Genomic DNA, 19,793 nt, shown 5'->3' with positions numbered 1-19,793 from the left:
TGGTCGGGTGCTGGCACGTCGCGAAGGCCGGGGAACCCCGCTGCTGCTGATCCACGGGGCGGGGGTCGACCACCGGGCTCTGCTGCCGCTGGAACAGCTCTTCACCACCGACCCGCACCTCGACGGGACCTGGGAACGCTGGTACGTCGACCTCCCGGGATCGGGGGAGAACCGCTGGCACCCGGGGATCGACAGCAGTGACGCCGTGCTGGACCAGCTCGACGGGTTCGTGGGTGCCGAACTCGGCGACCGGCGGTTCGCCGTCCTGGGGAACTCCTGGGGCGGGATGCTGACCCGGGGTCTGGTGGAACGCCGGGCCGCGCAGGTCCTCGGGATGGGCCTGCTCTGCCCCGCGGTGGTCGCCGACCGGACCCGCCGCGACCTGCCGCCGCGACCGGTGCTGGTCCACGACCCCGACCTCCTCGCCGGTCTCGACCCGGGTGACCGTGCGGAGTACGAGCAGGTCTCGGTGGTGCAGACGGCCGAGAACTTCGCCGCGTTCTCCGAGTCCGTGCTCGCCGGGGTGCGGGGGCTGCACCCCGGTTCCCTCGAGGCGATCGAGCAGAACTACGCGCTCACCGTCGAACCCCGGGCGGTGTTCGCCCGTCCCTCCCTGGTCGTGACCGGCAGGCAGGACGACACGACCGGCTACCGCGACCCGCTGGCGCAGCTCGAGCAGTACCCGCGGGCGACGTTCGCCGTGCTGGACACCGCCGGTCACAACGCGCTGCTCGACCGCCCCGCGGCGTGCCGGGCGCTGGTCGCCGACTGGCTGGAACGGATCGAGCTCACCCCCTGAGGGGTGGACGGAACCACCCTCCCCCCGCCGCCCTCAGCGGCCGGCCGAGACGGGCGCGGGGCCCGTCGGGTCACGACACCAGGTCCGTGCTGAGCCGCCACAGGGCCCTGGCCGTGTCGGGGTCCACGGCCCACCGCTTCACACCGTGCGGGTGCTCGGCGAGCGTCGCGTCGTCGGGGACGACGTGGGCCTCGCGGCACTCGTCGAGGTAGCGGCCGCCGACGGCGGCGAACTCCGGCGAGACCGCGGCGACGAGGATCGTCGCCGCCCCCTGGGCGGAGGTCTTCCAGGAGAACGTCCCCGCGGCCTCCGCGGCCGCCAGCGAGGCCCGCTGCACGGGGGAGAAGCTGCGCTGCAGACCCGTCGCCACCCCGCCCGGGTTCACCGCGTTCGCGACGACGCCGTCGTCGCGCCAGCGCCGCGTGGCCTCGACGGCGAAGAGGGAGTTCGCCGACTTGGACCGGGCGTAGGCGATCTGGGGGTCGTAGGGCCCGTGCTCGAAGTGCGGGTCGGCGAGGTCGACGGGGGCCCGCATGTGGGCGGTCGAGGACACGACGACCACGCGGGAACCACCCCGTGCCGCGGCCGCGTCGGCCAGGTGCCGGTGCAGGCCGGTGGTCAGGGCGAAGTGCCCGAGGTGGTTGGTGGCGAACTGCAGTTCCCAGCCCCGCCCGGTGCGTTGCAGGTCGGAGGTGACGAGCCCGGCGTTGTCGACCAGGACGTCGAGCAGGGAGTTCCAGGCGTCCACGAACGCGGCCACGCTCGCGGGATCGGCGAGGTCGACGGCGCGGACTGCGGGCGCCCGACGACCCGTCTCGCTCGCGATGCGGCGGGCGACCTCGGAGCCGGCGGCGACGTTGCGCACGGCCAGCGTCACCTCGGCTCCCGCTGCGGTGAGGGCGCGGGCGGTCTCGAGACCCAGCCCGGAGGAGGCCCCGGTCACGATCGCACGGCGACCGTCGAGGTCGACGCCCTCGACGACGTCCGCGGCGGTGCTGGCGGCGTCGAAGCGGGTGGTGATGAGTTCCGGCACGACGGTGTCTCCAGGGGTCGATTCGAGCGTTCTCGCTTTACAGAGTAGGCTGAATCTGTAAAGTACGCCGAGGTGAGGGGTCCGTTCGTGGAGCAGGTGAGCGCCGGTCCGGACCGCCGCGAGAGCGTTCTGGCGATCTCGGTGGAGGCCTTCCTCCGCTACGGCTACCGGAAGACCTCGATGGAGGACGTCGCCCGGGCGGCGTCGATCTCGCGTCCCGGCCTGTACTTCCTCTTCAGCTCCAAGCAGGAACTCTTCGCCGCCGCCGTCGAACGCGCCCTGCAGCAGGACCTGCAGCGGGTGGCGCAGGCGCTCGGGGACGGTGCGGTGCCGCTGGAGCAGCGGTTGGTGGACGCCTTCGACGCCTGGACGGGGCGCTACCTCGGGGCGGTCGGGGGCGAACTCCTCGCCGTCGTCGAGGCCCACCGCGAGGTCATGACCGCGGACGCCCTCGACGCGCCGCGTCGTTTCGCCGGGCTCGTGCACGACGCCGTGTCGGTGGCGGACCCCGCTCGACCGCCGCGAACCACCGACGCCGTCGTGCGCACGATGATCAGCGCCGCCATCGGGGTGAAGCAGCAGACGTCCTCCCGGGAGGCCTTCCGGGACGAGATCCGTGTCGCGGTCGAACTGCTCCTACACTCGAGGGGCCATGCAGTGTGACTACTACGACGCCCACGTGTGTCGTTCCTGCACCCTGATCGAGCTCCCGTACCCGGACCAGGTGCGGGACAAGGAAGAACACTGCCGAGAACTGCTCGCCGACCACGCCGGCCTGCGCTGGCTGCCGAGCGTCCGCAGCCCGGAGGCCGGGTACCGGAACAAGGCGAAGATGGTCGCCGGCGGCACGCTCGAGCGGCCGACGCTGGGCATCCTCGACGCGGCGGGCCGAGGTGTCGACCTGCGCGAGTGCGCCGTCTGCGCCCCCGGCATCCGCGACGTCCTGCCGGTGCTGGCCCGGTTCGTCACCCGCGCCGGGCTGGTGCCCTACGACGTCCCCCGTCGCCGGGGGGAACTCAAGTACGTCCTGGTCACCGAGTCCCCGACGGGTGAGCAGATGGTCCGCTTCGTGCTGCGGTCCCAGGACCGGGTGGCCGCCCTGCGCAAGCACCTGCCCCGGCTGCTGGCGGAGGCTCCGCAGATCACCGTCGCGACCGCCAACCTGCTGCCCGAGCACAAGGCCGTCGTCGAGGGGGACGTCGAGATCCCCCTCACCGAGCGGACGACGTTGCGAATGCCGATGGGCGCCGTGGACCTCGACCTGCGCCCGCAGAGCTTCTTCCAGACGAACTCCCTGGTGGCGCAGGAGCTCTACGCCCAGGTGGCGCGCTGGGTCGACGAGGTCGCGCCCGCGAGCCTGTGGGACCTCTACTGCGGGGTGGGCGGCTTCGCGCTGCACTGCGCCGCACCGGGTCGAGCGGTGACCGGGATCGAGGTGAGCGCCGAGGCGGTCGAGAGCGCCCGCGCCGCCGCCGTCGGTCTGCCCGACGTCGAGTTCTCCGTCGGCGACGCGACCAGGTTCGCCCTCGACGCGCCGGAACCGCCGGAACTCGTCGTCGTGAACCCGCCCCGGCGGGGGATCGGCGCCGAGCTCAGCGGGTGGCTGGAGACCTCCGGTGTCCGCCACGTCGTGTACTCCAGCTGCAATCCCGTGACGCTCGCGAAGGACCTCGCGGCCATGCCGTCGCTGCGACCGGTGCGGGCCAGGATGCTCGACATGTTCCCCAACACCCAGCACGTCGAGGTCGTGGTCCTGTTGGCCCGGATGGCTGCACCTCGCGGACCTCGGAGCGTTGCTTGAGCTTTCCTTGGCCTGGTCGGGCCGAGGAGAGCCCAACGAGGGCACGTGAGGGGCACACGTACTCGCACTTTCACCATCGCCTCTGACTCTCGGCGATTGGTTCAGATGGTTCTGCAACCGCCTCATCGTCATCAGCCTGGTCGTGCTGGCCGTCTCGACGATCTGGTACTGGACTGTCGACGGCATCAGCCTGATCGCGCTGCTGCTGGCCTTCACGGGCATCCTCGACACCACCACCACCACCACCACCACCATCATCGGCGGCAGCCTGCGCCTGATCTTCCTACGTGGTCGCGGACACGGCGGGGAAGACCCGTCCTCAACCTCGGGGGCGGTGGCGTGGGCGACGCAGGAGGCTTCTGACCTTCAGCTTCACCCGCACCCGCCATTGCGTCCCGTCCTGCGGGCCGACCCCGTGCACGGCGACGACCTCGTCCCGGGATCACGTCGCCTCCACCTACGCCCTCGCGGCCTGGTCGTCGACGGCCTCGATGACGACGGAGGCGCGGTGAGGCCGGCCCTCAGGGGCTGCTGGAACGTGACGCGGTAGGTCTCCACGGTGCGCAGCACGGATCGGCCACCGGCATCGTCGGATCAGTGCGTTCAACGCGTTCATCCCGCGAGGACGCGTCCGGGCCCTGCAGGCTGGCGCCAGGAACGATCTGGGCGAGGAGCAGATCATCGAGTTCGTCAACGGCGTCGACCGCGGCAAAGTCTCCGGGCCGGCCACCCCGGCGCGGCACCCACAGGTCCAGAGCTTCGTCAGCAGCGAGTTCGACCGTGGCTCCCTCGAGGAGGAGTGGAGTCTGAACCGCCTACCCCTACCTCGACACTGAGGGCTTGCTCGCCACGCAGTGGTTCGGAGACGACGACCTGCCGATCCAGTCGAGCCGACGCCGGCCGGCCGCGGACAGCGCCGAAGCTCAACACCTTGCGCTCGCGGCGGCCTACGAACGCTTGTTCGACAGGGCGCTGGGTGGTATTTTTTCTGGTATGAATTCGCACCCGGGTCCCGATGAGGTGCTGGCCGACCTCGGAGACAAGTTCGTTCAGGCCTTCCTGGAGGCGATGGACGTCACTCGCGACGATCTTCAGGACTTCCGAGGCTGGCGCTCGAGCTGGTTCCCGACCTTCACTGAGCGATTCCTGGGAAACTTCATCCACGAGCGCATGTGGGCGGAGATGGTCCAGCGCGTCGACGACCTGCCCGGCCTGCAGATCGTCGACAAGGAACCTCGACGCGAGATCGAATGTCACGGTCGCTACACCGTTCGCTTCAAGCGGCACCGTCCTGGCGACAAGATCGCCACCTACGCCACCGAGGGCGCACTTGCTTACTGGACGAACCGGGTGACGTTGCCCGGTCTCGAACTCGTCAGCCTGGCGATGGGGTACCTGTGGGACGCCGAACTGCGGCAGATCGGCGACACCGTACTGTCCTTTCGCGACGGCAAGGACAACCCCCTCTGGGCGATCACGTTGAACCCGCCCGTCGCTGGCACCGCTGGTATCACCTGGAACTCGATCGACCCGCAGCTGCCCTCGATCGACCTCAGCGACATCCTGGACGAGACTGGCGAAGAAGACGGGGAGGCGACTGGATCATGAGGCAGACCGGCGACGTCATCCTCACGGTTCGCCGGGCGCTTGGATTGACGCAGGACGACCTGTGCGAGCAGTTGGGTGTGACGCAAGCCACGCTCTCACGCTACGAGCACAACGAACGGGAGCCCGACGAAGCGATGCTTGAGAAACTCGGCGCCGCCCTCGGAGTTTCCGTGCCGTTCCTCAAGCACCCGTTCAAACTGCAGGGTGCTATCGCGGCCGATGCTCACATGCGTCGACAGAAGACGGTCAAGGCGTCGGACTGGAAACGTCTCGAGGCGCAACTGAACATGCTTCGCATGCGTTCGGCGTTTCTCCTGGCGCGGGTGTCCATCGATGCTGAGAATCAGGTTCCATCGTTCGACCCGATCGATACAGCGCCTGAACAAGCAGCCAGAATGGTCAGAGCTCAGTGGCGGATGCCGATAGGCCCTGTTCGCAACCTCACCCGATGGCTGGAGGCCGCTGGCATCCTCGTGATGCAGCAGGACTTCGGGACTCAGCGCATCGATGGGGCGTGTCAGTGGGCGGCAGCGAACCCTGTCGTACTCATCAACGAGGGTCTTCCGACTGATCGCCGCAGATGGACTTTGGCGCACGAACTGGGCCACCTCGTACTGCATTCCCAGTACGTTGATGAGGACATGGAGAAGCAAGCCGATGCTTTCGCTGGCGAGTTCCTGATGCCCGAGCACCTGATCAAATCGCCACTGAGGAACCAGTCAATCCCGCGCCTGCTCGAGTTGAAGGTGGAGTGGGGTGTTTCCATGCAGGCCCTGTTCATGAGGGCTGTTGCACTCAAGTTGGCCACCCGTGAAGATCAGACCCAATTCTTCAAGATGATGAATGCGCGAGGCTGGAAGCGACAAGAACCTGGAGCGGATCGTCTTCCCGATGAACAGCCAGCGCTGGTGGCATCCATAGGAGACCGCCTCCGCGAAGCTGGGCTCAGTGACGACAAGATCGGGCAGTTGACCGGTGCCCGTGGGCACGAGGGAGCCCGGCCCTTCGTGCATCCACGGACACGGCTGCAGGCAGTCTGAGTACAGAGGTGCGTCCCCATCCGACGTGATCAGGTGGGGGCGCCCTCGGCGTCGGCTCTGACGGGATTGCCGTCGACGCGCGTGTCCAATCCCTTGAACATCTCGTCGTGAACCTCGACGAGCATGTGGCGTTCGTCGAGGGCCGGTATCGGCTGCCGCACACGTGCTCGCACACGGCCGCGTCGTTGCTGGTGCAGGAGGGAGAGCCCCGCTGTACGAAGTGCAGCGACAACCGGCCACTCCCATCCAGCGGTAGGCACACCTGTCCCCGGGCCGCCGCACCAGCGTCTTGGGTGCCTGGGAGAAGCGGCGGACGCACGGGGCACGAGGCAGGCACCCAGCTCGGCAGGCAACCCATTCGGACGCGGCCCATGTCCACTCCCTGGAGGGGGTGAACCTGTGCCCGCAGACCCAGCACGTCGAGGTCGTCACGCTGCTGGAACGCCGTTAGCCCAGCACTTCCAGGCGGAACTCGGCCAGGTCGTCGAGCTCGAGCCCCTCCTTCGTGCGGACAGCCTTCTTCACGGGCAGCACGTAGGTCTCGGTGACGCCGGGGAAGATCGACGTCGTCCACGTGGAGCGGCCGCAGGTGACCCGGACGGGGACGGCGCCGAAACCGGACCGCGGTCGCGGGACGTCCCGGACCTCCTCGCTCAGCTCTCCCGGCAGGCTCACGAACACCCACAGCTCCGTCCGCGCCTCCCACCGCCTCGACCGCGCCGAGAACCCGAACTCCATGCCCGCATCCTCCCCGACCGGGAGTTCCGGCAGGATCGGGGTGTGGAGGACTTCCTGGGGGACCTGGCGGGTCGCGTGGCGATCGTCACCGGCGGGGGACGCGGCATCGGCTTCGCGTGCGCGCAGCGGCTGGCGCGGTCGGGGGCGTCGGTGGCGCTGCTGGACCTGCGTCCCGAGGTGGCCGACGCGGCGGCGCGTCTCGCGACCGAGCACGGGGTCGCCGCCCTCGGGGTGGCGGTCGACATCACCGACCCCGACGCCGTGACGGCCGCGGTCGCCGAGGTGAGCGCCACCCTCGGTGTCGCGACGGTGCTGGTGACGGCGGCCGGGATCCCCGGCAACGACGACGCCTTCGACGTCACCCGGGAACGGCTCGAGCAGGTCATGGCCGTCAACGTGACGGGGACGCTGCTCGTGGCCCAGGCCTTCGCGCGGACGTGCCGGGACGCCGACCGGGGCGGCAGCGTCGTCGTCGTGGGGTCGATCTCCGGACGGATCGTCAACGTCCCGCAGCGCCAGAGCGCCTACAACGCGTCGAAGGCCGCGGTCGAGTCCCTGATGCGCTCGCTCGCGCTGGAGTGGATCGGGTTCGGGGTGCGGGTCAACGCCGTCTCGCCGGGCTACGTCCGGACCGAGATGACCCGCTGGGACGTGGAGAACCTGCCCGAGCGCGCCGCGGAGTGGCGCTCCCGCATCCCCGCCGGCGACCTCGGCCGACCCGAGGACGTCGCGAACGCCGTGGCGTTCCTCGCGAGCTCGGCGTCGAGCTACGTCGTCGGTCAGACCCTGGTCGTCGACGGGGGCTACACGATCCTGTGAGTCCTCAGGACGGCGTCGCGGTCCCGTCCAGCCACCCCTGCAGGACGGTGCAGAGCGGCTGCAGGTCCCGGTCGAGCTCGGGCACCAGCTCCTCGGTGGGGTGCTCGACGGCCAGCCAGCGGCGCAGCACCGAGAGGTAGGCCGCGTGCACGGCCCCCGCGACGGCCTGCGGGGCGATGTCGAGGACGGCCAGGTCGTGGCGGCGGGCCACGAACGAGGCGACGTGCTCGCGCCAGTGCGCCCACTGTTCCGACTCCCCGGAACGCAGTTCGGTGGACTCGTCGATGACCCGGAAGCGCTGCATCCACATGCCCTGGCCGTCGATCACCCGGTACAGGGCGCCGAGGACGGCCCCCCGGACGAGGTCGAGGGTCGCGTCCTCGCGGGCGGCCGCCTCGTCGAGCAGCCCGGCGAAACCTTCGGTGTACTCGTCGAAGCGCCACCAGACGATCGAGGCTTTCGAGGGGAAGTACCGGAAGAAGCTCGTCTTGCTCACTCCGGCCCCGGCGGTGATCTCCGCCAGGGTCGTCTCCTCGAAACCCTTGCGCAGGAACAACTCCACCGCGACGGTCTCGATCTCCTCGCGGGAGGAGGCCGGAGGGCGTCCGCGGCGTGGGGCGGGGGTCTCCACCTGTTGCTCACTCACGTCCGACAGCGTGCCACAAGCACCTGCGCCCAGAGCCACTCCGGGGGAGCTGTCCACCGGACGGGCGGTCACCGACAGGTGTCGACCACGCTCGGGACCGCGGGAGCCGTCGATGCCATAACCTCGCACCGTGGTGACTGTGACGACCGGTGCGGCGGAGCGGACGACCTACGTGGTCGTTGACGGCGAGAACATCGACGCGACGCTGGGTGCGTCGATCCTCGAGGGACGGCCGGCCCCGGAGCAGCGGCCGCGCTGGGAGCGGCTGATGGACTTCGCGCGCACCACGTTCCAGCAGCCCGCCAAGGGTCTGTTCTTCCTCAACGCCTCCTCCGGGCACCTGCCGATGTCCTTCGTGCAGGCCCTGCTGGCGCTGGGCTACCAGCCGATCCCGCTGGCCGGCGGCCCGGGCGAGAAGGTCGTCGACATCGGCATCCAGCGCACGCTGGACGCCCTCGTCGACCGCGACGGCGACGTGCTGCTCGGCAGCCACGACGTCGACTTCCTGCCCCAGATCGACCGGCTGCTCACCGGCGACCGCCTCGTCGGGATGGTCGGGTTCCGGGAGTTCATGAACTCCCAGTACGCCGGGCTGCACGAGCGCGGGCTGAAGGTCTTCGACCTCGAGGACGACGTCCGCGCGTTCAACGTCGTGCTGCCGCGGGTCCGGATCATCCCCCTCGCGGACTTCGACCCGTTGCGCTACCTCTGAGGTTCACCCCTCGTCGAGGTCGGCCTCGGCCCGTTCCGGGCTGCCCTCGGCGAGGCCGCGCTCGATCGAGGCGCGGAACACGAACCACAGCACGACCCCGGCCAGCAGCACCGCGATCTCGGTGACGGTCAGCGCCCAGACGATCCCGCTCAGCCCGAACCAGACGTGGAACAGGATCACGGTCGGGACGAACAGGACGCCCTGCGTCAGCGACATGACCGTCGCGGGCACGGCCTTGCCCGTCGCCTGGAACAGCGACGTGATGAGCCCGGTGAACCCGTTGGCGACCATCGCGACCAGCTGGGCGGTGATGATCGTGGCGCCGATCGAGAGGACCGAGCGGTCGGACACGAACGCGGAGAACACCTGGTCGCGCAGGACGAACACCGTCACCGCGAAGACCAGCGCGATCCCGCCGACCGTCACCGCGGAACCCCGCACCGCCGCGAACAACCGGTTCCGGTCGCCCCGGCCGAAGGAGTGGGCGAGCAACGGCAGGACGCCGAGGGTGACGCCCATGACGAGGAACTCCGGCACCTGGGCGATGCGGACCGCGACGCCCATGGCGGCCAGTGGGCCGTCACCGTAGTTCGCGGCGAGGTTGTTCAGGACCAGCGACGTGACGATGAGGAACGCCGCCTGCAGGAGTTCCCCGACCCCCACCCCCAGAACGGGTCTCACGACGTCACCGGCGAGGGTGAACCACTTCGGGGCGAGGCTGACGTGGTCGCTGTTGCGGGTGAGCCAGATCGCGAAGTACACGACCGTGACGAGGTTCGCGAGGCCGGTCGCGAGGGCGGCCCCGGCCACGCCCCGGTGCAGGACGAGGATGAACAGGGCGTCGAAGGCGACGTTCGCGACGGTTGAGGCGATGAGCCCCACCATGACGGTGCGGGAGGCGCCCTCGGCCCGGACGAGTTGTTCCAGGCACATCGCCGCGGCGAGCACGGGAACGAACGCGAGCAGGACGGCCACGAATTCACGCGTCGCGTGCAGGGCGGTCGCGTCGGCGCCGAGCAGGGTCACCAGAGGGTGCAGCAGCAGCAGTCCGAGGACGGCGACGACGATCCCGACGACGACGGAACCCCAGAGGGCGAAGGACGACGCGCGCCTGATCCCGGCGGCCTGGGTGGGATCGTTCTCGGCCGCACCGAGCAGGCGGGACACGAGCGTCCCGCCGCCGACGCCGAAGACGTTCCCGACGGCCATGACCAGACCGAGGATCGGCGATCCGAGGGTGACCGCGGCGAGCAGGGCGGTGTCGTGCTGGGCGCCGATGAAACCGGCGTTCACGACGTTGTAGAGCGCGCCGACGATCAGCGCGGCGGCCATCGGCACGCACAGGTGCAGGAGCGCGCTGACGATCGGGGCGGAGGTGAGGTACCAGCGGTTGGTGCCCACCTCCGGGGAGGTGTCGGGTGGGTTCACGGCGGGCTCCGTTTCCGGGCAGGGTGGAGCGCACGCCGACCGGGGTGGGCGCGTCGCAGGAGGTGGGGGACTAGCGGGAGGGACGTTCCAGGTCGGCGGTGATCTTGGCGAGCAGGGCGTGCAGGGCGTCCCGCTCGGCCGGGTCGAGCGGGGCGAGGATCGTCTCGTCGGCCGCGGCCATGGCGGTGTCGAAGCCCGCGATCACCTCGGAGCCGGCCGGGGTGACGAAGGCGCGCTTGCTGCGTTCGTCGCCGGGCGCCGTGCGTCGCTCGACGAGACCGCGGGCCTCGAGTCCCTTGAGCAGGCTCGAGACGCTCGCGGCACTGGTCCGGGTGATCTCCGCGAGGTCGCGCTGGATCGCCCCGGGGTTCTGGGTGAGGTAGCCGAGCACGAAGGCCTGTTCGCGGCTGACCTCGCGGGAGCGGATCCAGTCCTCGCCCGCCTTGCGCTGAGCCCACCCGATCCAGCGGACCAGGTCGAGGGTGCTGGTGAGCTCGGGTGCGTCCATGGTCAGAACGCTAACTGTTAGAGCCCTGACCGTCAACCCTCGAACTGATCGGACCACCTCCTCGCCGGTCAGCGCGCGAGCTTCAGGACCGTCTCCAGGGTGTCGGCCTCGTCCGCCGTCTTGTCGTCGCGGTAGCGGACCACCCGAGCGAAGCGCAGGGCCACCCCGCCGGGGTAGCGCGTCGAGCGCTGCAGGCCGTCGAAGGCGATCTCGACGACCTGCTCGGGGCGGACGGTCACGACGTACCCCTGGTCGTCCGTCTGCAGTTCCCGGAACCGGGCGGTCTGCCAGCTGAGCATCTCGTCGGTCATGCCCTTGAACGTCTTGCCCAGCATGACGAAACCGCCGGTCTCCGGGTCGCGGGCACCGAGGTGGATGTTCGAGAGCCACCCCGAGCGGCGGCCGGAACCCTTCTCGACGGCCAGCACCACGAGGTCGAGGGTGTGGACGGGTTTCACCTTCACCCAGGCGCCCCCGCGGCGACCCGCCGCGTAGACGGAGTCGAGGTCCTTCACCACCACGCCCTCGTGACCCGCGGCGACGACGTCGTCCGCGAACCCGCTCGCCGCCTCCGCATCGGCGGTCACCAGGCGGGGAACCCGCCAGCGTGGCGGGACGAGACCGTCGAGGGCGTCGAGCCGCTCGCGCAGCGGGACGTCGAGGAGGTCGACGCCGTCGAGGTGCAGCACGTCGAAGAAGTACGGGGTGACGATCGTCCCCGACGTCTGAGCGGTCCGGGACGCGGTGTCCTGGAACGCCTTCGGCCGGCCGTCGTCGTCGAGGGCGAGGGCCTCGCCGTCGAGCACGAACTCGCGCGCGGGGAGTTCCCGGACGATCTCGACGATCTCCGGCAACCGGGTGGTGATGTCGTCCAACGTCCTGGTCGCGATCCGGATCCCCTCGGGACCGCGGTGCACCTGGATCCGGATGCCGTCCAGCTTGGTGTCCACCGCCACCTCGCCGGTGAGACCCCCGACCGCTTCGGCGACCGACGTCGCGCTCGAGGCGAGCATCGGCAGCAGGGGCCGGCCGACGTGCAGCCGGAAACCGGCGAGTTCCCCGGCACCGCCGTGCAGGGCGGCGACGACGGCGTCGACGGTCGAACCCGCCAGCATCGCCGCACGCCGCACGTCCGGTCCGGGAACTCCGGCGACGACCGCCGCGGCGTCCTGGACCAGCGCGTCCAGCGCCCCCTGGCGCAGTTCCCCGGTCACGACGCCCCGGAGCCAGCGCTGCTCGTCGGCGGTCGCCCGGGCGAAGAGGTCGTCGACGGCGGCGGCACGCTTCGCCGCGGAACCGGCCCCGCCCAGGGCCGAGATGCCCTCGAAGCGGTGGTGCACGTCGTCGACGGTCAGCGACGCCGCCTCGGCCGGATCGGGGAGAGCGCTGAGCCCGCGCCACCCCAGACCCGTCCTGCGCTGGCGCAGGCTGCCCCCGAGGTAGGAGGCGACCACGGCGGCCCGGTCGGTGTCGTCGCGGTCCAGCCGTCCCAGCAGGTCGGCGAGAGCGGCGACCTTCGCCGTCCGCGAGCGGGTGGCGGCGACGGTGGTCGAGGTGGCGACGACGTCGGCGAGCAGCACGGGATCATCCTGCCCTCGGCCCCGCGGGACGGCCCTCCCGAGGGTGCCTTCCGGTCCGCACCGATCCGTGGCAGGGTCGGTGATCTTGCCCACCCCGGAGGTGCACGTGTTCCGCAACCTGGTCGACCACCCGGCCGTCCTCATCGCCTTCCCGCTCCTGGGGCTGATCGTGCTGGCGGTGGTGGTCTACCTCGTCTACCGGGTCGTTCGCGCCGGCGTGCGGGACGGCCACCGCGACGCCGACCGGGGGCGGGACCCGAGGGACTGACAGGACGCCCGGCCGTGTGTGATCGTGTCCGGGTGCGGTGGTGCCGGGGCGAGAGGGCTCGTCGAGCGTCGGTGCACCGACGCCGGTCGAGCAGCTCCGGGGTCACCCCGGGGACAGCACGAGAGGTTCGGCACGACGTCGCAGGGACGTCAGCGCGCTCCGCGCGCCCTCGTCCCCGCAGCACAGGACCGGTCGCCCGGCACCACCGCGCGCACGCATGACCGACCGTTCCGCCGATGCCGTCGTCGTCGCCCTGGCGGCCGCGTTCCTCGACGGACCCTGGACCCCCGAGGGCCTCACGCACCGCGGTCGGGCCGCCGTCGGGTCGCCGAGGGCGGGATGGGTCGCGAAGGTCGCCGCCGCGGTCCTCGCGCAGTTCCACCGGCCGCCGCACGACGCGCCGCGGGAACTCCACGCCTGCATCCTGCGCAGCACCGCGTACGGGAGCGCGAAGCGCGCCGCCGCGAGGCGCGGGGCCCCGCTGCGGATGGCGCACCTGGCGGTCGGGACGACCCGCATGCGCGGCAACCGGTTCGGTGTCCCCGAACTGCACACCGTCCTCGACGTCGCGGAGTTCCTCGAGGTCGAACCGGAACACCTCGACTGGTTCGCGGACCTGCGGCGCTACCAGGTCCGGACCGCCGGCCGGGCGCTGCACCACTACCGGTCCGCGTGGACCGCGAAACGCGGCGTCCCGCGGCTGCTGGAGGCGCCGAAACCCCGGCTGAAGCACCTGCAGAGGCGGGTCCTGCGCGAGGTCCTCGACCGGGTGCCCGCCCACGACGTCGCCCACGGGTTCGTCCCCGGACGGTCCGCGCTGACCGGGGCGTGGGACCACGTCCAGGCCCGCACGGTCGTGCGGTTCGACCTGGAGGGTTTCTTCGCCTGCGTCCCGGCGTCGCGGGTCTACGGCAGGTTCCGGCTGATGGGCTACGCCGAACCCGTCGCCCACGTCCTCACCGGACTCACGACCCACGTGACCCCGTTGACCGTCCTGCGCACGATGCCCGACGGCGGGGCCGCTGACGCGCGGTTCCGATTGCGGCGCAACCTCTCCGAAGCGCACCTCCCGCAGGGGGCGCCGACCTCGCCCGCGTTGGCGAACCTCTGCGCGCACGCGGTGGACCGGCGGTTGGACGGGTTGGCGCGCGCGGTCGGGGCGACGTTCACCCGCTACGCCGACGACCTGACGTTCTCCTCCACGACCGGGCTCGACCCGGCGACGTTGGCGCGTTCGGTGAGCCGCATCGTCGCCGACGAGGGTTTCGTCCTGAACCCGGCGAAGACCCGCACCCGCGGCCGGGGCGCCCGGCAACTGGTGACCGGGCTCGTCGTCAACGACCACCCGAACGTCCCGCGCGACGAGTTCGACCGGTTGAAGGCCGTCCTGCACAACTGCGTCGTGCACGGCCCGGCGTCGCAGAACCGGGCCGCGCACCCCGACTTCCGCGCCCACCTGGAGGGGCGCGTCAGCCGGGTCGAGTTCGTCAACCCCGCGAAGGGGAACCGACTGCGTCGGAGCTTCGAGCGGATCCCGTGGTGAGCAGGCCGTGCCGGACGAGCCAGCGTTCGAAGACGATCGTCCCGAAGGGCGGGAACCCCGCGACGAACCCCAGGAGCGTGACCCGCAGACCCCACCCCAGCCGGCGAGCGGCCCACACCGTGGACAGCAGGTAGATCACGAAACCCACGCCGTGGATCATCCCGACCACCGGGACACCACCCTCGTGCGGGGCCTTCACGATCCACTTCAGGAACATCGCGACGAGCAGCGCGGTCCACGAGATCGCCTCGAAGGTCGCGATCACGCGGAACCAACGGGCGGCGAGCGGCCCGGACGTCATGGGGGTCCTCCTCCTGGCGGGGTCGTTCCCCCAAGTCTGACGCCCCGTAGGAGACCCTCGGACCGCCCCCGGTGTGTGATCCCTCACCCCGAGCGGCCCGGTCAGGAGAAGACGGTCCGGTGCCACTCCTTGCGGGCGGTGCCGGTGCGGTCGAACATCACGTGCTTGACGGCCGTGTACTCGTCGAGGGAGTAGGTGGACATGTCCTTGCCGAAGCCCGACGCCTTCACCCCACCGTGCGGCATCTCGCTGATGATCGGGATGTGGTCGTTGATCCACACGCACCCGGCGCGCAGTTCCGCGCTGGCCCGCATCGAGCGGTAGACGTTCTGCGTCCAGGCCGAGGCCGCCAGCCCGAAGGGCGTGTCGTTGGCGAGGGCGAGGCCCTCGTCGTCGGTGTCGAAGGGCAGGGCGACCAGCACCGGACCGAACACCTCCTCCTGCACGATCTCGGAGTCCTGCGCCGCGCCCACCAGCAGCGTGGGGGAGTAGAACGCACCCGGACCGGACGGCGCGTGGCCCCCGGTCACGACCTTCGCCCCCGCGTCGACGGCCCGCTCGACCATCCCGGCGACCTTGTCGCGCTGGCGGACGTGGATGAGCGAGCCCATGTCGGTGGCGGGGTCCGTCGGGGACCCGACGCGGACCCCGGCCATGAGTTCCGCGGTCCGGGCCACGAAGTCGTCGAACAACGGCCGCTGCACGTAGGCGCGGGTGGCCGCGGTGCAGTCCTGGCCCGCGTTGACGAGGGAGGCCGCGACCGCTCCCTGGGCGGCGGCCTCGAGGTCGGCGTCGTCGAACACGACGAACGGCGCCTTGCCGCCGAGTTCGAGGTGGACGCGCTTCCCGGTGCGCGAGGCCACCTCCATGACCCGTCGCCCCACCGCGGTGGAACCGGTGAACGAGCTCATGGCGACCCGCGGGTCGCCGACCAGGGCCTCCCCGGCCTCCGGCCCGGTCCCGGTGACGACGTTGAAGACCCCGTCGGGAAGGCCGGCGGCGCTGAAGACCTCGGCGAACAGCAGGGTCGTCAGCGGGGTGTTCTCGGCGGGCTTCAGGACGACGGTGTTCCCCGCGGCGAGCGCCGGCAGGACCTTCCACGCGGCCATCTGCAGCGGGTAGTTCCACGGGGCGATCGACCCGATCACGCCGAGGGGTTCGCGGCGCACGTAGGAGGTGTGGTCGCCGTCGTACTCGCCGGCCGCCCTGCCCTCCAGCACCCGGGCGGCGCCGGCGAAGAACACCGTGTTGTCGACGCTGCCGGGGACGTCGAACTCGCGCGACATCCGCAGCGTCTTGCCGGTCTGCGCGGTCTCGGCGGCGGCGAACTCCTCGCTCCGTTCCGCCAGCAGTCGGGCGGCCGTCGCGAGGACCTCGGCCCGGGCCGCCGGGGTGCTGCGCGACCATCCGGTGAAGGCCCTCGCCGAGGAGGCGACGGCCTCGGCCACGTCGGCCGCGGTCGCGGCGGCGCCCGTGGCGATCACCGCGCCGGTGGCGGGGTCCTCGACGACGAGCTGCTGCCCGTTGCCGGTCCTGCGGGATCCGTCGATGTACTGGAAGTCGTCCACGGGAGGCTCCTCGGGTGCGGATTCGTGGGCGCCAGACTGCCTGATCGACGGATCGCGCGGAAGAGCGGGTCGGGGACGGACCCGTCAGATCAGGACGCCGTCGCTCTCCTGGCCGTCCTCGGCGTGCGTGCGCTGCACGAGACCGGGGACGTCGTCGGCCGCCATGGCGCTCCCGAACCAGTGCCCCTGGGCGCGGTGGACGCCGAGGGCCAGCAACGGTCCGAGCTGCTCGGAGCGTTCGACGCCTTCGGCGAGGATCCGCAGGTCCATCGCCCGGCACAGGGCCGCGATGCCCTCGAGCAGCGACGTGTCCCCACTGGTCACCAGCGTCGTCAGCGAACGGTCGAGCTTCACGGTCGAGATCGGGAACCGGCGCATGTAGGACAGCGAGGTGTAGCCGATGCCGAAGTCGTCGAGGTCGAGCTGGAACCCCGCGGCGACGGTCTCGCGCAACGACTCCGCGATGCGGGGGTCGTCGGGGAGTTCCTCGTGCTCGGTGATCTCGAGGTGGATCCGTTCGGGGGCGATGCCGTGCGCGGCGGCCAGGGTGGTCATCCACCGGGCGAGGCCGTGGCGGTGCAGGCTGCCGACCCCGAGGTTCACGGCGAGGTGCAGCGGCGGGACGCCGAGGGCGTCCCACTGCGCGAGGTGGCGCACCGCGCGCGTCGCGACGTGCTCGTCGAGGCGGGCCCCGAGACCGGCCGCCTCGGCGTGGTGGAGGAACTCGTCGGGCACGAGGAGCCCCGCACGCGGGTGGCGCCAGCGGACGAGCGCCTCGACCCCGACGATGCGCACGGACGACCCCTCACCGAGTTCGACGATCGGCTGGTGCACGACGACCAGTTCGCCGACGTCCGCGGGGGACCCGTCGTGCAGCAGCAACCGGCGGAGTTCCTGCTGCATGGTGAGCCCGCCGAGGACCCGTTCGCGCAGTTCGGGCCGGTAGACCTGGGCGCGGCCCTTGCCGGCCTGCTTCGCCGCGTACATCGCGATGTCGGCGTCGACGAGCGCGACCTCGAGGGTCACCCCGGCGGGGAGCGGTGCGATGCCGATGCTGGCGCTGACCTGGTACGGCAGCCCGCTGAACTCGAAGGGCGCGTCGAGGGCCGTGAGCATCAGGTCGGCCGGTCCCTCCTCGTCGTCGGGCCCGGTCCAGCAGACGACGATGAACTCGTCGCCACCGGTGCGCGAGACGACGCCGCGCACCCCCACGGCCCGCTGCAGCCGGTGCGAGACCTCGACGAGCAGGGCGTCGCCGACGGCGTGGCCGCGGGTGTCGTTGATCTGCTTGAAGTCGTCGAGATCGACCAGGCAGAGGTGCAGGTCCTCGCCGCGCAGGCGCTGCTGCAGCTCGCGGGTGGCGTTGGGCAGACCCCGGCGGTTGACCAGGTCGGTGAGGGGGTCGCGGTCGGCGCTGCGTTCGGCGCGGCGCACCGCGAGCGAGGCGAGGGCGACGCCGGCGCAGGCGAGGACGTAGCCGCTGGGCGCGACCACCTGGACCGCGACGTCGGGGAGGACGTGCAGGTTCCCGAGGCCCCACAGCACGGGCACGGCGAGGAACACCGGGACGACGGTGAGCAGGCGCTGCCCGTCGCGGCGCAGGGTGCCGCCGGCGTGGGGGGTGCCGAAGTGGCGCATGCTCGGGTGCCAGGCGGCGGTGGCGAGCAGCACCATGGCGAGGCACTCCAGCGCGGGCAGGACGCGTGCCTGGCCGAGCAGGTCGCCGCGGGCGGTCACCAACGAGGCGATCGCGAGCAGCCCACCGGAGGCGGACAGCACGAGCGCGGTGGCCGGGGCCATGCCGGTGCGGGTCGAGAGGATGCGCAGCAGGACGACGACGAGGACGACGTCGGCGGCCGTGCCGATGAGGACCGCCGGTTCGTCGCCGAGTCCGGTCTCGTGCAGCATCCCGAGGACCTGCACGACGACGAGTCCGCCGCCGCAGAGGGTGAGGAGGACGTCCGGCCAGGTCGTGCGGGACGACCCTTCGCGGCGCAGCGTCCGGACGACGAACGGCACCAGGGCGAGGCCCACGACCTGGACGCCGACGACTCCCCAGCGGGCGACCCCGAGGTCGCCCGGACGCAGGACGGCGGCGACGGCGGCGACGAGGCCGGTCGTCACCAGGGCGAGGACGGCCGCCCAGGCCTGCGGCAGGGTCGGCCGGTGCCGGCGCACCCCCAGCGCGGTCACGAGCAGGGCGGCGGCGTGGACGAAGGCGACGACGAGATCGGCCGGTCCGGGACCCGTCGCGTCGGGCAGGAACGCCACGGCGAGACCGAGGAGGCCCAGGACGGCCAGCACCGCGGCGGCTCGCTTCGACATCGGCTCCCCTTGGACGTCCTCGCTCCCAGAGGCCCGGGACCACTTGACGTATCGGCGGGTCCCGGGTCCGACTCATTCGCCCGATCGGGGGTGCACTCCCGGTGGTGGACACGGTGGGTGACGGGAACACCCCGTGGGGGGCCCGGGGTTGGCGCCGACATGAGCACACCCACGACCCCCCGCCGGCTGAGCCTCTGGGGCGGCGGCCCCTGGCAGGACCCGACCCGCGTGGCGGAGGCCCGCGAGGTCGCCGCGGAGGTCGAGGAGCTGGGGTTCGCACGGCTGTGGTTCTCCGGCGGCTTCGCACCGGGGATCCTCCCCGCGTTCGGTGAACTGCTGTCGGCGACCACCTCGCTGGGCGTCGCGAGCGGCATCGTGAGCATCTGGACGGCCACCCCGGCGCAGTCCGCCGCGGCGTTCGCGGACCTCGAGCGCGACCACCCGGGACGGTTCCTGCTGGGGCTCGGGAACTCCCACGCCCCCGCCGTCGAGGGGCAGGGGCGGGCCTACGAGAAGCCGTTCACCCGGACGGTGGAGTACCTCGACCAGCTCGATGCGCTGTCGCCGTCGGTCCCCGCGGACCGGCGGGTCCTGGCGGCGCTCGGCCCGAAGATGCTGGACCTGGCGCGGACCCGGACGGCCGGGGCCCACCCGTACTTCACGACCGTCGAGCACACGGTGTCGGCGCGCGAGGCCCTCGGCCCCGAGCCGTTGCTGGCCCCGGAGGTGGCCGTCGTGCTGGAGACCGACCCGTCGAGGGCGCGGGCGATCGCCCGCGAGTACGCGGCGGTGTACCTGGCCCTGCCGAACTACACGAACAACCTGCGCAGGTTCGGCTGGGGCGACGCGGACCTGCTGGACGGCGGCAGCGACCGGGCCATCGACGCCCTCATCCCCTGGGGCACGGTCGAGCAGGTCGCCGCGCGCCTCGAGGAGCAGTTCGCGGCCGGGGCCGACGAGGTCCCCGTGCAGGTGCTCGGTGGCGGCGGGGACTTCCCCCGCGAGCAGTTCCGCCTGCTCGCGGAGGCCTTCGCCGGCTGAGGCCACGGGGCTTCGAGCGCCCTGGACCCCGCGGC

The 19,793-nt window shown here is 71.5% G+C and carries 20 protein-coding genes; 11 read left to right on the top strand and 9 right to left on the bottom strand.

The features are described from left to right. The first annotated feature begins 7 nt into the window (after nucleotides 1–7). On the top strand, nucleotides 8–799 hold the full coding sequence (locus OG218_RS12005; protein WP_328293457.1) for an alpha/beta fold hydrolase: 792 nt from the start codon (nucleotides 8–10) through the stop codon (nucleotides 797–799). A 70-nt stretch (nucleotides 800–869) separates the two neighbouring features. Here the strand turns inward: OG218_RS12005 and OG218_RS12000 are convergent, their stop codons facing one another. Next, the gene (locus OG218_RS12000; RefSeq protein ID WP_328293456.1) at nucleotides 870–1,832 is read right to left on the bottom strand and encodes an SDR family NAD(P)-dependent oxidoreductase; all 963 of its coding nucleotides are present in this window, start codon (nucleotides 1,830–1,832) and stop codon (nucleotides 870–872) included. A 72-nt stretch (nucleotides 1,833–1,904) separates the two neighbouring features. Between OG218_RS12000 and OG218_RS11995 the strand changes: the two genes are divergently transcribed. From OG218_RS11995 to OG218_RS11975, 5 genes are all read left to right on the top strand, one after another. Further along, nucleotides 1,905–2,495: a TetR/AcrR family transcriptional regulator gene (locus OG218_RS11995; RefSeq protein WP_328293455.1), complete on the top strand. Its 591-nt coding sequence runs from the start codon at nucleotides 1,905–1,907 to the stop codon at nucleotides 2,493–2,495. Further along, nucleotides 2,485–3,633: a 23S rRNA (uracil(747)-C(5))-methyltransferase RlmC gene (rlmC, locus tag OG218_RS11990; RefSeq protein WP_328293454.1), complete on the top strand. Its 1,149-nt coding sequence runs from the start codon at nucleotides 2,485–2,487 to the stop codon at nucleotides 3,631–3,633. Before OG218_RS11995 ends, rlmC begins: the two co-directional genes overlap by 11 nt. A gap of 142 nt (nucleotides 3,634–3,775) precedes the next feature. Continuing rightward, nucleotides 3,776–4,183: a hypothetical protein gene (locus tag OG218_RS11985; protein WP_328293453.1), complete on the top strand. Its 408-nt coding sequence runs from the start codon at nucleotides 3,776–3,778 to the stop codon at nucleotides 4,181–4,183. A gap of 290 nt (nucleotides 4,184–4,473) precedes the next feature. Continuing rightward, entirely contained in the window at nucleotides 4,474–5,241 is a 768-nt protein-coding gene (locus OG218_RS11980) for a hypothetical protein (protein ID WP_328293452.1), read from the top strand. Beyond that, complete coding sequence (locus tag OG218_RS11975) at nucleotides 5,238–6,281, top strand: helix-turn-helix domain-containing protein (RefSeq protein ID WP_328293451.1); 1,044 nt, start codon at nucleotides 5,238–5,240, stop codon at nucleotides 6,279–6,281. The genes OG218_RS11980 and OG218_RS11975 overlap by 4 nt, the downstream gene beginning before the upstream one ends. A 447-nt stretch (nucleotides 6,282–6,728) precedes the next feature. Here the strand turns inward: OG218_RS11975 and OG218_RS11970 are convergent, their stop codons facing one another. Continuing rightward, a complete protein-coding gene (locus tag OG218_RS11970) occupies nucleotides 6,729–7,019 on the bottom strand; it encodes a DUF1905 domain-containing protein (protein WP_328293450.1) in 291 nt (96 codons plus the stop codon). 42 nt (nucleotides 7,020–7,061) lie between these two features. Between OG218_RS11970 and OG218_RS11965 the strand changes: the two genes are divergently transcribed. Next, on the top strand, nucleotides 7,062–7,838 hold the full coding sequence (locus OG218_RS11965) for an SDR family NAD(P)-dependent oxidoreductase (protein ID WP_328293449.1): 777 nt from the start codon (nucleotides 7,062–7,064) through the stop codon (nucleotides 7,836–7,838). Between the two features lie 4 nt (nucleotides 7,839–7,842). Here the strand turns inward: OG218_RS11965 and OG218_RS11960 are convergent, their stop codons facing one another. Beyond that, nucleotides 7,843–8,484, bottom strand: coding sequence for an acyl-CoA-like ligand-binding transcription factor (locus OG218_RS11960; RefSeq protein WP_328293448.1), 642 nt, complete (start codon nucleotides 8,482–8,484; stop codon nucleotides 7,843–7,845). Nucleotides 8,485–8,614: 130 nt separating this feature from the next. On the opposite strand from OG218_RS11960, the gene OG218_RS11955 reads away from it, so the two are divergent. Continuing rightward, nucleotides 8,615–9,196, top strand: coding sequence for a nuclease (locus OG218_RS11955; protein WP_328293447.1), 582 nt, complete (start codon nucleotides 8,615–8,617; stop codon nucleotides 9,194–9,196). 3 nt (nucleotides 9,197–9,199) lie between these two features. Here OG218_RS11955 and OG218_RS11950 read toward each other — a convergent pair whose 3' ends face one another. The 3 genes from OG218_RS11950 to OG218_RS11940 form a co-directional block, all read right to left on the bottom strand. After that, a complete protein-coding gene (locus OG218_RS11950) occupies nucleotides 9,200–10,624 on the bottom strand; it encodes an MATE family efflux transporter (protein ID WP_328293446.1) in 1,425 nt (474 codons plus the stop codon). Nucleotides 10,625–10,694: 70 nt separating this feature from the next. After that, nucleotides 10,695–11,132 carry a MarR family winged helix-turn-helix transcriptional regulator gene (locus OG218_RS11945; protein WP_328293445.1) on the bottom strand — a complete coding sequence of 146 codons (438 nt, stop codon included), beginning with the start codon at nucleotides 11,130–11,132 and terminating at the stop codon, nucleotides 10,695–10,697. Nucleotides 11,133–11,200: 68 nt separating this feature from the next. Then, the gene (locus tag OG218_RS11940) at nucleotides 11,201–12,712 is read right to left on the bottom strand and encodes an ATP-dependent DNA ligase (RefSeq protein WP_328293444.1); all 1,512 of its coding nucleotides are present in this window, start codon (nucleotides 12,710–12,712) and stop codon (nucleotides 11,201–11,203) included. 79 nt (nucleotides 12,713–12,791) lie between these two features. Here OG218_RS11940 and OG218_RS11935 point away from each other — a divergent pair, with 79 nt between their 5' ends. After that, nucleotides 12,792–12,980 (top strand): hypothetical protein, encoded by a 189-nt coding sequence (locus OG218_RS11935; protein WP_328293443.1) that lies wholly within the window; start codon nucleotides 12,792–12,794, stop codon nucleotides 12,978–12,980. Nucleotides 12,981–13,197: 217 nt separating this feature from the next. After that, a complete protein-coding gene (locus OG218_RS11930) occupies nucleotides 13,198–14,523 on the top strand; it encodes a reverse transcriptase family protein (protein ID WP_328293442.1) in 1,326 nt (441 codons plus the stop codon). Here OG218_RS11930 and OG218_RS11925 read toward each other — a convergent pair. The 3 genes from OG218_RS11925 to OG218_RS11915 all read right to left on the bottom strand — a co-directional run bounded on the left by OG218_RS11925 (nucleotide 14,468) and on the right by OG218_RS11915 (nucleotide 18,717). Continuing rightward, a complete protein-coding gene (locus OG218_RS11925; protein WP_328293441.1) occupies nucleotides 14,468–14,824 on the bottom strand; it encodes a DUF3817 domain-containing protein in 357 nt (118 codons plus the stop codon). The two genes, OG218_RS11930 and OG218_RS11925, sit on opposite strands and share 56 nt — an antisense overlap. 101 nt (nucleotides 14,825–14,925) lie before the next feature. Further along, nucleotides 14,926–16,392, bottom strand: a complete 1,467-nt coding sequence (locus OG218_RS11920) for a gamma-aminobutyraldehyde dehydrogenase (protein WP_328293440.1) — start codon at nucleotides 16,390–16,392, stop codon at nucleotides 14,926–14,928. An 84-nt stretch (nucleotides 16,393–16,476) separates the two neighbouring features. Continuing rightward, nucleotides 16,477–18,717, bottom strand: coding sequence for a putative bifunctional diguanylate cyclase/phosphodiesterase (locus OG218_RS11915; protein WP_328293439.1), 2,241 nt, complete (start codon nucleotides 18,715–18,717; stop codon nucleotides 16,477–16,479). A 159-nt stretch (nucleotides 18,718–18,876) separates the two neighbouring features. Between OG218_RS11915 and OG218_RS11910 the strand changes: the two genes are divergently transcribed. Continuing rightward, entirely contained in the window at nucleotides 18,877–19,758 is an 882-nt protein-coding gene (locus OG218_RS11910; protein ID WP_328293438.1) for a TIGR03620 family F420-dependent LLM class oxidoreductase, read from the top strand. Nucleotides 19,759–19,793: the final 35 nt, after the last annotated feature.

Source organism: Kineococcus sp. NBC_00420, assembly GCF_036021035.1.
GTDB lineage: Bacteria > Actinomycetota > Actinomycetes > Actinomycetales > Kineococcaceae > Kineococcus.
The sequence above is the reverse complement of the archived record's forward strand: the minus strand, read 5'-3'. Positions and strand labels throughout refer to the sequence as shown.